This window comes from Desulfatiferula olefinivorans, from assembly GCF_054657895.1.
On the sequence record NZ_BAAHXV010000040.1, the window covers coordinates 1 to 15,387 of the forward strand.

Sequence of the window (15,387 nt, forward strand, 5' to 3'; positions counted from 1 at the left end):
GTGTATTTTTTGTCGGCACGGATGACGTGTTTACGTCGACAGGATTGATCTGAGATCAATCCGCTGAGATTCTCACGAAGGCCGTTTTTTGCTTTTCTTCAAGGATATGAAACATGCGATGAAAAGAGCAATCGCATGGTCTGTTCGTTCACGTGCAGGTTCACGTTCACGAGCACGAGCACGGCAGGCCGAGACCTAATCGACCGTTTCATCCCACGCCGGTTGAACCCTCTGACGGTTGCGTTCACCTGTTGCCGGCAACCATCGTGAACGTGCTCGTGCTCGTGACCGTAAACGTGAACGGCATGATCCGTCCCGCAGGAAGAGGCGGTGTGTTTTAAAAATCATACATGCGATTGCCCTGATATCGCCTGTTGACACCATCAGCGCCGGGGTGTACAAACCGTTTCCATCAGATACCTATCATCTGGCCCGCCTTTGCGATTGAATCACAAGACGTACGACCACTGATATCTATCTCCAAATAAAATGGATTATTTTATCATTCACCTTGGAGGCCTCATGTCACGGATGTTTGTTCCCGAATTCTTTTCGCTGTTTCGTCACGGCTATTCGTTCCGCCAACTGCCCAATGATCTGATGGCCGGTATCATTGTGGGGATCGTGGCCCTTCCCCTGGCCATCGCCTTTGCCATCGGGTCCGGCGTCTCTCCTTCCCAGGGCATTTTCACGGCGGTGACCGCCGGATTGATCGTATCGGCCTTCGGCGGCACAAGGGTCCAGATCGGCGGGCCCACCGGTGCATTCATCGTGATTGTCTTTGATATCGTGCATCGCTTTGGGTATGCGGGATTGGCCACCGCCACGTTCATGGCCGGTCTGCTTCTTGTGCTCATGGGTCTGACGCGAATGGGCGCCGTGATCAAATTCATTCCCTATCCCATGACGGTGGGCTTCACCTCGGGCATCGCCCTGGTGATCGCCGGAGGGCAGATCAAGGATCTGTTTGGACTTCCCACCACGGCACCGGCCAACGATTTTATCGAAAAAACGGCCTTTTACATCATGGACATTCCCCGGATGAACCTGTCGGCCTTTCTGATCGGCCTGGCCTCTCTGGCCGTCATTCTGATCTGGCAGAAATACAACAAAACCATCCCCGGCTCCATCATCGCCATTATCATTGGTACAATCGTCGTCCAGGGATTCGGCATCGATGTGCCCACCATCGGCAGCCAGTTCGGCGCCATTCCCCGCTCACTGCCGAGGCCCTCCCTGCCCCTTTTGGATATTCAGACCATCAGCCGGCTGTTCTCCCCGGCCCTGACCATCGCGATTCTGGCCGCCATTGAATCACTGTTGTCGGCGGTGGTGGCCGACGGCATGATGGGCACCCGGCACAACTCCAACATGGAACTGGTGGGCCAGGGCCTGGCCAACATGGTGTCCCCCGTGTTCGGCGGCATCCCGGCCACCGGGGCCATCGCCCGGACCGCCACCAACATCAAAAACGGGGGAACAACGCCGGTGGCCGGAATGATTCACGCCGTCACCCTGCTGCTGCTTTTAATGTTTCTGGCCCCGCTGGCGGGGAAGATCCCCCTTGCCACCCTGGCGGCCATCTTGCTGGTGGTGGCCTATCACATGAGCGAGTGGCGTCACTTCATCCGGATGTTCCGCTTCCCGAAGTCGGACGTGCTTGTTCTTGTCAGCACCTTCGCCCTGACGGTCTTTGTGGACCTGACCGTGGCCATCGAAGTCGGGGTGGTCCTGGCCGCCATTCTTTTCATGAAGCGCATGGCCGACGCGACTGAAATTCTGCATCTGGAGGCAGACATCACCGAAGCATACGACCCCAACGATTTCAGGGGACTTCACAGCGAGGATATCCCGAACGGCGTCCAGGTGTTCGAAATCCATGGCCCCTTCTTTTTCGGCGCCGCCAACAAATTCAAAGACACCCTGTCCATCGTCAGGGGCATACCGTCCGTGCTGATCATCCGCATGCGCCACATTCTGTTCATCGACGCCACCGCCATGCGATCGTTCGAGGAAATGCTCGACAAGTCTGAAAAAGAGGGCACCCGGGTTCTGCTTTCCGGCGTTCGCCCGACCCTTCGTCACGCCCTGGACAAAAGCGGCCTGACGGACCGCCTCGGAGAGGACCATATCTTTCCCTGCATCGAAGACGCCCTGGCCCGGTCACGGGAACTGGTCAACGGACCGTCCTGAGGGCAGGCTGTGGTCGGCTGCCTCGGTCGGCCATGATCCGTTGGCCAAAGGTGCGGGCCTCGGCCAGGAGGGTGGAAAGATCCAGGGTGAGAAGGCGGCGGTTTTCGACCACCATGCGACCGCCGATGATCACATGGCGGACATCGGCACCCGTGGCGGAGTAGACCAGATGGGAATCGGGACGGTACATGGGGGTCAGGTGGGGAGCGCGGGTGCAAACGACAATCAGGTCGGCGTCCCTGCCCGGTTCCAGAGAGCCGATGCGGCCGGCGAGACCCAGGGCGCGGGCGCCCTGTTTTGTGGCCATGTCGAGCACGACGGCGGCGCTGATCACCGTGGGATCGCCGGCCATGACCTTGTGGAGCTTGGCGGCGCTGTCCATTTCCGCAAACAGGTCCTGATTGTTGTTGCTCGCGCTGCCGTCGGTGCCCAGGCCGCAGACGATGCCCCGGGCGAGATAGGACGGGAGGGGTGCCACGCCGGAGGCCAGCTTCATGTTGCTTTCCGGAGCATGGGCCAGGGCCGTGTTTCTCCGGGCCAGAATCGCAAGATCGTCCTCGTCCACATGAATACCGTGAACCACCAGGGTCTTTTCGTCGAGAACGCCCAGATGATCCAGGTACCCGACAGGGCTTTTCCCCGTGGTGTGAAGCATCTGCTCCCGCTCCTTACGGGTTTCGGCCACATGGATCTGGAACAGGATATCCCGTTCCCTGGCCGCGGCTTTGGCCGACGTCAGGGTTCGGGCCGAGCAGGTATAGGGGGAATGGCAGAAAATCGACGGCCGGATAAGGGGATGACGGTCGGCCCAGCGATCCACAAAGGCAACGGCATGGGCCACATTGTCGGCGGGGTTCGGCACGCCCGGAGCGGGAAAATCGATCACGCCCTGGCCCAGCACGGCCCGGAGCCCCGATTCAGCCACCGCCCCGGCCACATGATCTTCGAAAAAGTAGCCGTCGCAACAGCAGGTGGTTCCGGACAGCAGCAGTTCGGCGCAGGACAAAAGGGTGCCCAGGCGGACCGTTTCCGGATCGATGTAGCGCGCCTCGGCGGGAAAGATATGCTCATTCAGCCAGGTCATCAGGGGAAGATCGTCGGCCAGCCCCCGGAACAGGCTCATGGGCAGATGGGTATGGGCGTTGACCAGGCCGGGCAGAATCAGCCCGCCCTCGGCATCGACGACGGTTCCGTCAAACCCCTTGCCGAAGCCGTCACCGGCGCCGACGGCCGCGATCCTGCCGTTTTTCACCAGCACGGACCCGTCCGGTATGACCCGCCCGGTTTCATCCAGGGTCAGCACGGTCCCGCCGGTGATCAGAAGATCGGGAAGGTGCGGTACACTCATCGCATATCGCCCATGGACGCCGCCACCGTTTCGATGAGATTTTCAAGCTGCGGCGCGGCCTGCCGGGCCACGGCAATGACCCCTTCGACCGTGGCGGGTTCGGGACGGTCCGGGTCGCAGCGATTGGTGATCACCGAAAGGCCCAGAGTCCTCATCCCTGCATGACGGGCGGCGATCACTTCCTGAACCGTGGAAAAGCCCACGGCCTGGGCGCCGATCAGGCGAAGAAAGCGCATTTCGGCAGGCGTTTCCAGACTGGGGCCCTTCAGCCCCGCGTACACCCCGTCATGAACCGTCAGGCCCGGACTGCAGACGGCCCTGCGGGCGAGATCGGCCAGGGTCGGATCATAGGCCCCGATCATGTCCGGAAACCGCAGGCCCCAGGCGTCCACATTGGGGCCGACCAGGGGGTTGTCCCCGGTGAGGTTGATATGATCGCGGATCACCATGATATCCCCCGGCGCAAAGGCCGGGTCGAGTCCCCCCGCCGCGTTGGTCACGATCAGCACCCGGACGCCCAGCGCCCTCATCACGCGGATGGGAAAGGTCACCTGGGCGGGGCTGTAGCCTTCGTAAAGATGAAACCTGCCCATCATCACCGCCGCCGACACGTGATGGACGGAACCGACGGAAAGTTGACCGGCATGGCTTTCAACGGTGGATCGGGGGAAATGGGGAATCGAAGCGTAGGGAACGATCCGGGGGCTGTTGAGAATCCCCGCACAGTCGCCCAGCCCCGTTCCGGCCAGAATCAGAAGATCGGGGGTGTGTTCAAGCCGTTCCTGCAGATACGAGCAGGCCTCGGCCACATGATCGGTTTGACGGGACATGCGGGCTACCTTCAACGAAGACAGCCCCGCGGCGGGGCTGTTCGTCGATCAGGCAGGGGCGTCCGCCGGCGAACGCCCCCGGGATGATTGTTTTCACTCTTTTTTCGAACAGGCGTTGATCAGTTCCGACAGGCGGTCGAACTGCTCACGGGTCATCCGGCCGAAGGACACGCTCTTGCGCTTCATGGGGACATCGTCGTCGGCAGGATCGTCCGGACGAAAGGCCTTGTCGGACACGACGCGGCATTCCAGATCATCGAGGTTGACGCCCTTTTCACCCATCAGCACGGCCACATCCACCAGGGCGTCCTCGTTGCTGCGGCCGTTTTCACAGGCAAACGCCAGGCCGCCCCGGCTGATATCGATGATGCGTATGCTGTAGACGCCTTTCTGTTGCGACACGGCCAGAAAGTCGTCCATGGCGGGAATCCGGGGATCCCCGCGCCGGTCCAGATATTTGACCAGCATTTTTTCAAGGGTTTTGAACGCATAGGGTTTCTGAAGAAATTCATGGGGCGCAAAGGGAACGGTCTCGGTGTCTCCGGGCTCGATGTGATCGCCGCTGCAGATCACAATCTTCATCCGGGGGCGGGCATCCGCCAGGAGGGGGAAAAGATCCTTGCCCTTCATGTCCGGAAGGTCCATGTCCAGCATGGCCAGATCGATGGGGCCCTCATGACGGTTGACCAGATCGACGGCCTCTGCGGCCGTTTTTGCGGTCAGCACCGTATAGCCCAGTTTTTCGATCATGGCCCGTGCCACATCCATCACGACCTCGTCGTCCTCGATGAGCAGAATCACACCAAAGCCTTTGCCCGTTTTGTCCTGTTTGTCACGTTCCATAAGCTCCCGCTTTCTCAGGTCATGGTTTGCGCCGCCTTACCGCACCAGGGTTACACCGGATGGGGGCGTCAGGTCAACAGATGTTTCATCACAGCCGTCAGACGGTCCATATCAACCGGTTTTGACAGGTACTCCGACGCACCCGCCTGAAGGCACGTTTCACGGTCCCCCTTCATGGCCTTGGCCGTGACGGCAATCACCGGAATGGCCGAAAACCGAGGATCGCGGGCCATGTGCTCCATGGCCTCGAACCCGCCCATATCCGGCATCATGATGTCCATGATCACCAGATCCGTTTCCGGATGGGATTCCAGGACCTCAAGACACTGGCGGCCCGATTTGGCCACCAGAATCTCCAGCCCGTAATCCCCCAGGGAATGCATCAGGGCGTAAACGTTTCGCATGTCGTCGTCGACGATCAAGAGGGTCCGTCCGGAAAAAAGATCGGTGTTTGTCATATCCGCCCCGCCGACCGAGTCCCCGGCCCCGCCGGATGCCGCCGCCGGAGGCTTCGTCGTGAACAGGGTCTCATCACGCGGGGCCGTGAGGGCGCCGGGGATGTACACATCAAACACGCTGCCCCGGCCCACCTGGCTTGAGACCACAATATCGCCGCCCATCAGCCGGATCAATTGCCGGGAGATGGACAGACCCAGCCCCGTACCGCCAAACTCGCGGCTGATGGTTCCGTCGGCCTGTTTGAAGGCCTCGAAGATCAGGGCCTGCTTGGCCGCATCGATGCCGATGCCCGAGTCTGTCACCGAAATCTTCAAAACGGGATCCGAATCCGTCCCGACAAGGGAAGGGGCGCCTTCCGGGGCGATGCCGATCTGCACCCCGACCTCGCCCCGGGCGGTGAATTTCACCGCATTGGCCACCAGGTTCTTTACCACCTGGTCAACACGATTGAAATCAAAAAACACCGTCTCGGGCACGGCCTCGTCCACGATGACCGTCCAACCGATGCCCTTTTCCCGGCAGAGCGGTTCGAATCCATGATGAATTTTTGCCTGAAAATCGCGGATCGACACGGAGTCGACACAGATCTCGAGCTTGCCGGATTCGATTTTCGACAGGTCCAGAATATCATCGATCAGAGCCAGCAGATCCTTGCCGGCCGTCAAGATGGTGCGGGCGAATTCCACCTGCCGTTCATTGAGATTGTTCCACCTGTTTTCCGTAAGGAGACGTGAAATCAACAGAATGCTGTTCAGGGGCGTCCGGAGCTCATGGCTCATGTTCGACAGGAACTCGGACTTGTAGCGGCTGCTGTCTTCCAACCTCCGCGATTTTTCCAGAAGTTCCTTCTGGGTCTTTTCAAGCTCGATGTTTTTCTCCCGGATGGCGTTTTTCTGTTCTTCCAGATTCACGGACCTCTCTTCCAGGGCCTGGTTGGCGGCGATCAGCTCCTCTTCCTTCTGCCGGAGACGCGTTTCCGACTCCTTGAGTTTTTCCGTCTGGTGAACCAGATCCAGATTGGCGGCCCGAAGGCGGGCTTCGGTTTTCTGAAGGTCATCGGTCCGGGCCGTCAGGTCCCGGTTGATCCCGTCGAGCTTTTCCTGGTGGGCTTTCAGATCATCGGCCTGTTTGAGGGTCTGGGCAAGCAGCGCTTCCATCCGGCCGCGGGCCAGGGCAGAGGAAACGGCTATGGACACGCTTTCGGACACCTGATCGAGAAAGCTCAATTCCCGATCGGCGAAGGACAAAAGGCTTCCCATCTCGATGACGGCCTCGACCCGTTCTCCGCGAGCGAAGGGGAAAACCAGCACCGACGTCGGGGTATAGGTTTCAGTCAGACCCTGTACCGTCAGATAGCCGGAAGGACAGTGATCGAGCCGGATCAGGCGTTTTTCCGCCAGGGCCTGGCCGGGAAGCCCCTCTCCGCGTTTCAGCACCGGCGGAGGCGGATGATCGGGACCGCAGGCGTATTGTCCGTGAAGGCAGAGGGTGTGCCGATCCTCATCGACGAGGTAGAATGCCCCCACCGAGGCCCCAAAGCGTTCACAGAAGAACGAAAGCACGTTCAGGACCAGATCGTTGACGGGCTGATCCCCCCTCATGAGTTCAACAAGTTCCATCTGGAAGGTTTTCAACCCGGACCGGATTTCGTTTTCCTCATGGGCCTCTTTCATCCTCGCGACCATGCGGTTCATCGCCGTCGCGAACACATCGCCGGGGCCCTTGACCCGAACCCGGACGTCGTAATCACCCTGGGCCAGGGACGCCACGGCATCGAGCACCTCATTGAGGGACAGGGTCATCTGCCGGAGGGCCGAACCCAGTTCGTCATGGGCCGATCGGGGTTCGATATGGGCCCGAAGGTCGCCGGAGGCCACGGACAGGGCCAGCCGGGCTGTTTCGTTGAGGAACAGAACCACCTGGTTGAAGCTGTCGATGAACCGGCCCAGTTCATCGTCACGATGACGGATTTCCCAGATGGAAAGATCCCCGGTGGCCACATTTCTGGCCCAATCGGTAAGCATGCGGATCTGTCTGACCAAATCCCCGGTAAAATAGAACGAGGCCCCGAGAACCAGGAGGGCCAGGGCCGCCGCCGCGAAGCCCAGGACCCGGCGTATGCCGGACAGCAGCTGAAAGGCTTCCCGTTCCTCGATTTCACCGACGAGATAAAACGTCACATCATCGACGCGGATCGAACGCACGGCGCCCCGCATCATCGTCTGGTCGGGCCCCCGATAGCGGATCATCGGCACCGATTCGGAGACCCTCTCCGCCCCGAACCCGACCGGCGAGCGGATCAGGGCGCTGTCGATCCGGTGCCTGAGAGCCTTGCGTTCCCGCCGTTTGCCCGCATCGGTCCTCAAACTCAGATCCGCGCCCGCCAGGTACATCTGGAAGGTCTGGCCCAGATCCTGGTGACCGCCCAGGACGCCGTTCAGGACCGCCCCGTCGAGCTGAATCACCAGAAACCCCATGGTGCGGCGGGTCCGGTCACTGAGGCGGACGATCATGTGGCCCAGCATCGTCTCTTCGCCCCGAAGCCGATACAGCGCGTAGTCGGCGAACACCGGCTCGGCAAGGGAGAGGGCCCGCCGGCAGCCCCGGGCCAGAGGACTGTGAACGTAACCCGTGTCGGCGAACACATTGACACCCAGGTTCCGGCGGTCCAGGGAGGCATAAAGAACGTTGCCGTCCGTATCGACGAGCATCAGTTCCCGAAAATTCATCAGACCGTCCCGGCCGGTCTGCTCTTTCCAGCGGTCCAGACGTTCCTGCCAGTCCGGGCCGCCGATGTATGTCCGGGGAGGCAGGCCGCTCAGGTCCAGCCCCTCCTTGAGGGTTTCCAGAAGACTTTTGTTGGTGGGGCGCTGGGAATGAATGACGATGAGCCGTTTCAAATCATCGAAATACTGCTCCACGTTTCGCCGTTTGAGGGAAAGGGCCAGATTGAGATCCCGGGAAAGGTTTTGCTCGAGTTCCCGTTCCAGCATGGGACGACAGATCAGGTCGAGGACGATCAGCGGGACAAAGGCCAGAAGAACGAACCACACCGTCAGGCGGACCCTGAGCCCGCCGCGTGACAAAGGGTGCCGGACGATGCCGCTGTCGGCATCGCGGTTTACCGTCTTTTCGATCAATCGGTCGTCCGTCTCCAATCGTTTACAGCCTCCGCCTCAGGCCTTCTTTCCGCCGTCCGGCTCCGTTTGTCACGAGGGCCCTTCGAACACCCCGTCGAGCATCACCCCGCAGATCTCCCCCGTCTCTTCGGTCACCACACGGAACACAAGGGACAGAACCCGCATCCGGCCGTCTTTGCCGATGACGTCGAAGTATTCCCGATACCCCGGGGTATCCGTCTCCGGATTCAGAATCCGGTCCAGAGCCTGTCGAATATCGTCCCTGTTTTTCCACCAGGGCGCCGTATCCAGCGGGCGGCCCAGCATGTCGGACACCTCCCCGCCCGAAAACGCCAGCATGACCCGGTTCACACCCAGCATGCACCCCCGGCCGTCAATCAGGATCACCGGCTGGGCCAGGCCGTGAAAAAGGATGTGAAATTTTTCCTCAATGCGCCGGGCGTCACGGTCCTTCTCGGTCAGGGCGTCGGCCGTGTGCTGAATCTCCTCGATCAGCCGGAGTTTCTGGCTCCGGACCACGGCCGATTCCAGGGCAATGGCAACCCCTTCGGAGATCTGGTCCAGAAGGGCGGTCTGATCGGGGGTAAAGGCGGTAAAGCTTCCGAGCTCCGCCACACCGGTGACCCGCCCGTCCTTTACAAAGGGATAGATCAGAATCTGCCGTGCTCCGGCCTGCCCCAGGGACGAACGGATGGTCAGGGTGCAGCCGGGGCCGCTTTTGATCACCCGCATGCGTTGATCGTCCACCGTCTGCCCCACCTGCCCTTCACCCGGGGCGAATTCAAGATCCGACAGGGCGTCGACGGGCAGGGCATAGGCCGCAAGGGCCCGAATCCGGCCCTCCGGATGATCCACATGATAAAACACCCCGGCCCCGGCATGAAAACGCCGGCAGAGATATTCGATCATCCGCCGGGCCAGGGTCTCCGGATCCTGATCGCCCCGCAGGATGTGGGCGACCTCCACCTGGGCCGTCCGGATCCGGTCCTGGGCTTCCAAGGCTTCCCGGTTCCGGATCAGTTCCTGATTGGTGGCCAGCAGGTTTTCCTCGGCCTTTCTGAGGGCGACGATATCCATGGTCAACCGGTGAATGATGTGGTTGATCACGCCGACGATGGAATCGAGGATGTCCGGGGCCCGGCCGGGGGGCCGGTCCAGCACCAGCCTCCGATCCGCGTGTTCGATGTCCACATCCCCCAAAAACCGCTCGACGGCCATCAGATGCCTGAGAATCATCGTCCGGAAAATCATCAGAATGGCAAAGGACAGAATCAGGATCTCGATGACCTTCATCAGAACCGTGGCCAGGGCTTTCTGCTTCACCTGTTCACCGATCACATCCAGCCCGGCATAGACCACCAGAATCCCGATATCCCGTTCATCCGTCCGGCTCCGATGGACCAGGGGGAATTTCCGTTCCAGAAAAGAGTCGTCCTCGATGGTGCCCAGGGAGATCACCTGGCGTTCCTGGGTCCCGGTCAGTTCGTTCACCGAAACCTTGGTGATCAAGGGCAGGGCCAGAATCCCCCGGGCCTGAACTTCGAGTTGAACGGTATCGAAGGACCAGAGACTGGTTTCCAGGGGTTCGAGGTAACTTTCCTCGATCAGGTCCATGACCTCGGCGATGTTTTTCATGTCCTTCCGGTAGCCCAGATACAGCTGGACGGCCGACGCCACCAGCGTGAAACTGACGCTTGCCAGAAGAATGTAGAACAAAAGGGCGTATGAGAGCCTGTTACGGCCGAACGAAACGTCAAACCATGATTTCATACCTGTCGCTTCCTGGTGTTACGGACCACGAACCCCGGGGCAGTCAACGGGCGCACCGGGTGATGAATTCACCCACCCGCAGACTCTGATCCGCGCTGAGTTCACCAAAACGCATGCTTTGCCGGCGGACGGGATCTCTTTTTCCCGATCGGGGCCGGGCGACGGGAGTCGGGGCGATGAACTGAAAGGGGATACCCGTGATCCGAAACCCGCCGTTGCCGGCCTCGATGGACAATTCCCGCCAGAGATCCGGATCATCACAGGTCCCAAGGGCCGGGACCGACGCGCCGCCCAGACTGAGGTCAATCAGTTTCTCCCGATGGGGCTCGCTTTCCCAGAAGAAGACGGCCAGGCCGTCTTCCACCTCATACCGGGCAAACCGCCTCCGTTCGATCAGGGACCGGACCAGAGCGGCCAGATCATTGAACGTGAAGGGTTTCTGCAGAAAAGCATGGGCGCCCCGGTCCAGCAGATCCTGAACCGGCCCGGCCAGGGTATAACCGCTGCACACGACAACCTTCATGTCCGGGCAGAGCTCGACCAGCCTGGGTAACAGCTCCGCGCCGGACATGTCGGGCATGTCCATGTCCATCAGGGCCACCTGGGGCGGAGCGACGCTTTGTTCCAGGCGTTCCATGGCCTCCCTGCCCGAGGACGCAGCGACCGCAGGATAGCCCAGACGGCTCAGCATGGTCACCGCCAGATTCCGGACGCATTCGTCGTCATCGATGACCATAAGACCGGCCGGAGCCCGAACGCCGGACAGGATGTCGGGCCGAGGCGGACGGTAGTCGCCGGCGGGGAAATAAACCCGGACCCGGGTTCCCTTCCCCGGCTCGGAATCCACATCGATGACGCCCTTGAAATGGCTGACAATCCCATAGACCGCCGCCATGTCCAGCCCGCGGCCCTGGAATTTGGTGCTGAAAAAGGGTTCGAACAACCTGGCCCTGATGTCGGGCCCCATGCCTTTGCCGGTATCGGCAACCTCCAGGCAGACCAGAGGGGTCGCCCCCCAACGATTCCAGGTCGCGGGCCGTCTCCTGCAATAAAGCGCGTGGACACGCTGATCCGGCCCGGTCCCTCAATGGATTCGGCGGCGTTTTTCAGCAAGGCGGAAAACACAAGCTTCAACTGGTCGGGATCGGCCGTCACCTGGATGGTTCCCGGCTCCAGACGCGTGTCCACACGAATTCTCCCCGGCGCGGGACAGAAGGCCGATACCGCCCGGCCGAGCAGGCCGTTGAATTCCACCCGCTCGGTCCGGTAACCGCCCACCCGGGCATAGGCCAGAAGTTTTTCGGTCAGACCCGCCATGTGGCGGACGGCCTCAAGAACCCCGTCCGTGTACCGGCGCACGTCGTCGCTGCCGGGCTGATCCATCCGGAGCAGTTCCACATTGCCGGAAATGACATTCAGGGAATTGTTGAACTGATGGGCCAGTCCTCCGGCCAGGTCGGCCAGCATGACGTCACATCCCGGGGAACGATGGCCGGCCTGTTTCAAGCGATACAGCGTCAGGAAAAACCCCAGCTTGCGTGAAAGAATCAGGGGATCGACCGGCTCCACCAGAACATCGGCGATGCCCCGGTCGTACGCCGCCCGGAGGGACTCAGGGTCCAGGGGCGTCGGGCTGAGCATCACCGTCGGCGGGGCATCGCCGCCCAAACGGCGATGCAGGCGGCCGACCAGTTCAAGGCAGCCGAAGCCGGGAAGATCCCGCGCCGCAAGAACCAGAACCGGGTTCTGTTCGGCGGCAAGGGCCAGGGCCTCCTGGCCGGACCGGGCGGCCAGAATCCGGACGGCGCCGTCGTCGATGACGTCTGACAGCAATTGGGCACAGGCATCCCGGTTATGGGCCGCCAGCACATTGATGGTGTTTTCCGGATCCATCACACTTCCCTGTCCATGGATGGTTATCGATTGGCGCAGCCGGCACGACCGGCCGGGTCCCGGACGACGCCTAAGCATCGGCGCCGCGAAAACGAAAACAGGTGCGAGAACAGCAACAGGCCATGGCGGCCCGGACGGACATATGCAACAGGTGAGAACGTCAAAAAATGATGTTCACTATCATATACAAGAACACCTGAAAAGGCAATCCCCTTATACGAAGGTCCGACAGGGGCTCCGCGCCGGTTTTTTCATTGCATAATCCGGGGTTTTATGTGAAATTAGGAATGCTTAACGTTCAAAGGTTGATTCCGATCATCTTCAAACACGACCATTCGCCCGCCGTCAGTCAACCGTTGTTCAGGGGAGGGGAACGGGTGAATACAACAGCACAACACATTGAAAGCGTCATGACGCCCATGATTTTGACCGATCATTCGCCACGGTTGTTTGTTGTCATCATCGATGCGGACGAGGCCTACGCCGGCGCCCTGTCGGCAATGATCGGCGAAAAAGGCTGCGACTGCCGTTGCATGGCCGCCTGGACCCAGTCGCCGGAGGCCCTGCGGGGACACCCGCCGGACCTGCTGCTGGCGGATGCGGCTGCGCCCGTGGAGGCACCCGGCCAAGGCCCCTTCCCCGATGCGTTCCGCCTGATCATGGACAAGAACTGCCCGCCGGACAAGGAACAGCCGGCCGTCGCCGACGGCAACGCCTGCACCCTCAACAAGCCCGACAATCCGGCGGCTCTGGCCCATCGCCTGTCCGACGTTCTCGACCGGATCGCCCTGAAAGCACACAACCGAAGGCTCGCCGAAAAACTGTCGGCCTGCGAAGAGAAATACGCCTTTTTGTTCAACCATATCCAGGATGTCTACTACGAGTCCTCGCTGACCGGTCACATCCTGGAGATGAGCCCGTCCATCGCCCGCTTTTCCAAATACCGACGGGAAGACCTGATCGGCCGGTGCATCATCGACCGTTACGGTTTTTCCGAAGACCGGGACCGCTTCTACCGGGACATGTTCGAAAACGGCAAGGTCACGGATTTCGAACTGGTCCTTCTGGACCATGACAACGCCCACATGCACTGCTCGATCAACGCCGTCCTGGTCTGCAACGACCAGGGACAGCCGGACCGGGTGGTCGGCTCCATCCGTGACATCAGCGCCCGGAAAAAGGCCGAAAAGGAACTGGTCGCCGTCACAGGCACCCTGGAAGCCCGGGTCCGGGAACGCACCCGCGAACTGGAGGAAACCAACGAAAAACTGATGACCGCCATTGCCCGGGCCGGCGACATGGCCCGGACGGCGGATTTGGCCAACCAGGCGAAAAGTGATTTTCTGGCCACCATGAGCCATGAGATCAGGACGCCCATGAACGGCGTGATCGGCATGACCGATCTTCTGCTCGATACGAATCTGGATGAGGAGCAGAAAGGATATGCCGATCTGATCCAGCAGAGCGCCTCCTCGCTTCTGGTGATCATCAACGACATTCTCGATTACTCGAAAATCGAAGCCAAGAAGATGGCGCTCGAAACCATCGGGTTCGATCTGAGAACCATGATCGAAAGCGTGGGCGAGATGCTTTCGATCCGGGCCGAGGAAAAGGGTCTTGAGTTTTCCATGGTCATCTATCAAAAGGTCCCGGTCTTCGTTGCGGGCGACCCCGGACGAATCCGTCAGATCCTGATGAATCTGGGCGGGAACGCCGTCAAGTTTACGGACCGGGGGGAAGTCATCCTTTCGGTGTCTCTGGTCCGGGACGACGGGGATCGGGCCCTGGTCCGGTTTGCCGTGACCGATTCGGGCATCGGCATACCCGAAACCGTCATCCCCACCCTGTTTGAATCCTTCCGGCAGGCCGACGCCTCCTTCACGCGCAAATACGGAGGAACGGGCCTGGGACTCAGCATTTCCCGCGAACTGGTCCAGCTGATGAACGGCGAAATCGGTGTCGACAGCGTCCAGGGCAAGGGGTCCACCTTCTGGTTCACCCTGCCCCTTGAAAAACAGATCCGGGCGGAGGACGACGGCATCGATCCCTCCCTGGTCGGCCGGATGAACATCCTGGTGGCCGACGACAGTCCGACGGGCCGCCATGTGATCGGAGAATACCTGAAATCATGGGGATGCCGTCACCGGGCGGTCGAAGACGGCGAGGCGGCCCTGTGCGAACTGATCGCGGCCGCGGACCGGGGCCGGCCCTACGATCTGATCATCATCGACAAGAAAATGCCCCGGCTCGACGGAGAATCCCTGGCCCGGCGGATCACCGAAGACCCCCGGCTGTCGGGACTGACCATGATCATGTGCACCGGAGCCGGAGAACGGGGCGACGCGTTGAAAATGAAGCGCCTGGGGTTTTCCGCCTACATGACCAAACCGGTCAAGCAGGGAGAGCTGTTCAACTGTATCGCCATGGTCCGTCAGGCCAGACGCCGCCCCGGTGCCAAAGACGCCCGGGCGGTCTTTGTCACCCGTCATACCGTGGCCGAGACCCATGAAAACCGAAAAACAGTCCTTCTGGCCGAAGACAACCCGGTCAACCAGAAACTGGCGACCCGCATCCTGGAAAAACGGGGATACCGGGTGGATGTGGCGGCCAACGGCCGTGAAGCCGTTGACGCCCTGACCGATCCGGAAGGCGGCGTCACCTACGATATCATTCTGATGGACATTCAGATGCCCGTGCTCAACGGCCTCGAAGCCGCCCGGGAAATACGAAGCGAGCGGACGCCGCCCCGGTACCGGTCCATCCCCATCATCGCCATGACGGCCAACGCCATGACGGGGGACCGGGAACGATGCCTTTCGGCGGGAATGAACGACTATATTTCGAAACCGATCAATCAGGCCACGCTGTTCGACCTGATTGAAAAGCATATCCGGCTGCCGAAGTAACACGC

General features: G+C 60.7%; 8 protein-coding genes and 2 pseudogenes. 2 read left to right on the forward strand and 8 right to left on the reverse strand.

Annotated features, from left to right (window positions below; all coding sequences use genetic code 11):
* The first annotated feature begins 522 nt into the window (after positions 1-522).
* Positions 523-2,193, forward strand: coding sequence for a SulP family inorganic anion transporter (locus ACYQ11_RS18980; protein WP_459925399.1), 1,671 nt, complete (start codon positions 523-525; stop codon positions 2,191-2,193).
* Here ACYQ11_RS18980 and ACYQ11_RS18985 read toward each other — a convergent pair.
* The 8 genes and pseudogenes from ACYQ11_RS18985 to ACYQ11_RS19020 form a co-directional block, all read right to left on the reverse strand.
* Positions 2,177-3,541, reverse strand: a complete 1,365-nt coding sequence (locus tag ACYQ11_RS18985) for an amidohydrolase family protein (protein WP_459925400.1) — start codon at positions 3,539-3,541, stop codon at positions 2,177-2,179. The two genes, ACYQ11_RS18980 and ACYQ11_RS18985, sit on opposite strands and share 17 nt — an antisense overlap.
* A complete protein-coding gene (locus ACYQ11_RS18990; RefSeq protein ID WP_459925401.1) occupies positions 3,538-4,371 on the reverse strand; it encodes a purine-nucleoside phosphorylase in 834 nt (277 codons plus the stop codon). The genes ACYQ11_RS18985 and ACYQ11_RS18990 overlap by 4 nt, the downstream gene beginning before the upstream one ends.
* A gap of 93 nt (positions 4,372-4,464) precedes the next feature.
* On the reverse strand, positions 4,465-5,214 hold the full coding sequence (locus tag ACYQ11_RS18995) for a response regulator (protein ID WP_459925402.1): 750 nt from the start codon (positions 5,212-5,214) through the stop codon (positions 4,465-4,467).
* A 68-nt stretch (positions 5,215-5,282) separates the two neighbouring features.
* The gene (locus tag ACYQ11_RS19000; protein WP_459925403.1) at positions 5,283-8,831 is read right to left on the reverse strand and encodes a response regulator; all 3,549 of its coding nucleotides are present in this window, start codon (positions 8,829-8,831) and stop codon (positions 5,283-5,285) included.
* A 51-nt stretch (positions 8,832-8,882) separates the two neighbouring features.
* The gene (locus tag ACYQ11_RS19005; RefSeq protein ID WP_459925404.1) at positions 8,883-10,583 is read right to left on the reverse strand and encodes a GAF domain-containing protein; all 1,701 of its coding nucleotides are present in this window, start codon (positions 10,581-10,583) and stop codon (positions 8,883-8,885) included.
* A gap of 43 nt (positions 10,584-10,626) precedes the next feature.
* Complete coding sequence (locus ACYQ11_RS19010) at positions 10,627-11,319, reverse strand: response regulator (protein ID WP_459925422.1); 693 nt, start codon at positions 11,317-11,319, stop codon at positions 10,627-10,629.
* A 120-nt stretch (positions 11,320-11,439) separates the two neighbouring features.
* Positions 11,440-11,550: pseudogene (locus tag ACYQ11_RS19015) on the reverse strand (hypothetical protein); the annotation flags it as partial.
* Between the two features lie 320 nt (positions 11,551-11,870).
* A pseudogene (locus ACYQ11_RS19020) lies at positions 11,871-12,554 on the reverse strand (response regulator); the annotation flags it as partial.
* A gap of 299 nt (positions 12,555-12,853) precedes the next feature.
* On the opposite strand from ACYQ11_RS19020, the gene ACYQ11_RS19025 reads away from it, so the two are divergent.
* Positions 12,854-15,382, forward strand: coding sequence for a PAS domain-containing hybrid sensor histidine kinase/response regulator (locus ACYQ11_RS19025; protein ID WP_459925405.1), 2,529 nt, complete (start codon positions 12,854-12,856; stop codon positions 15,380-15,382).
* Positions 15,383-15,387 lie beyond the last annotated feature (5 nt).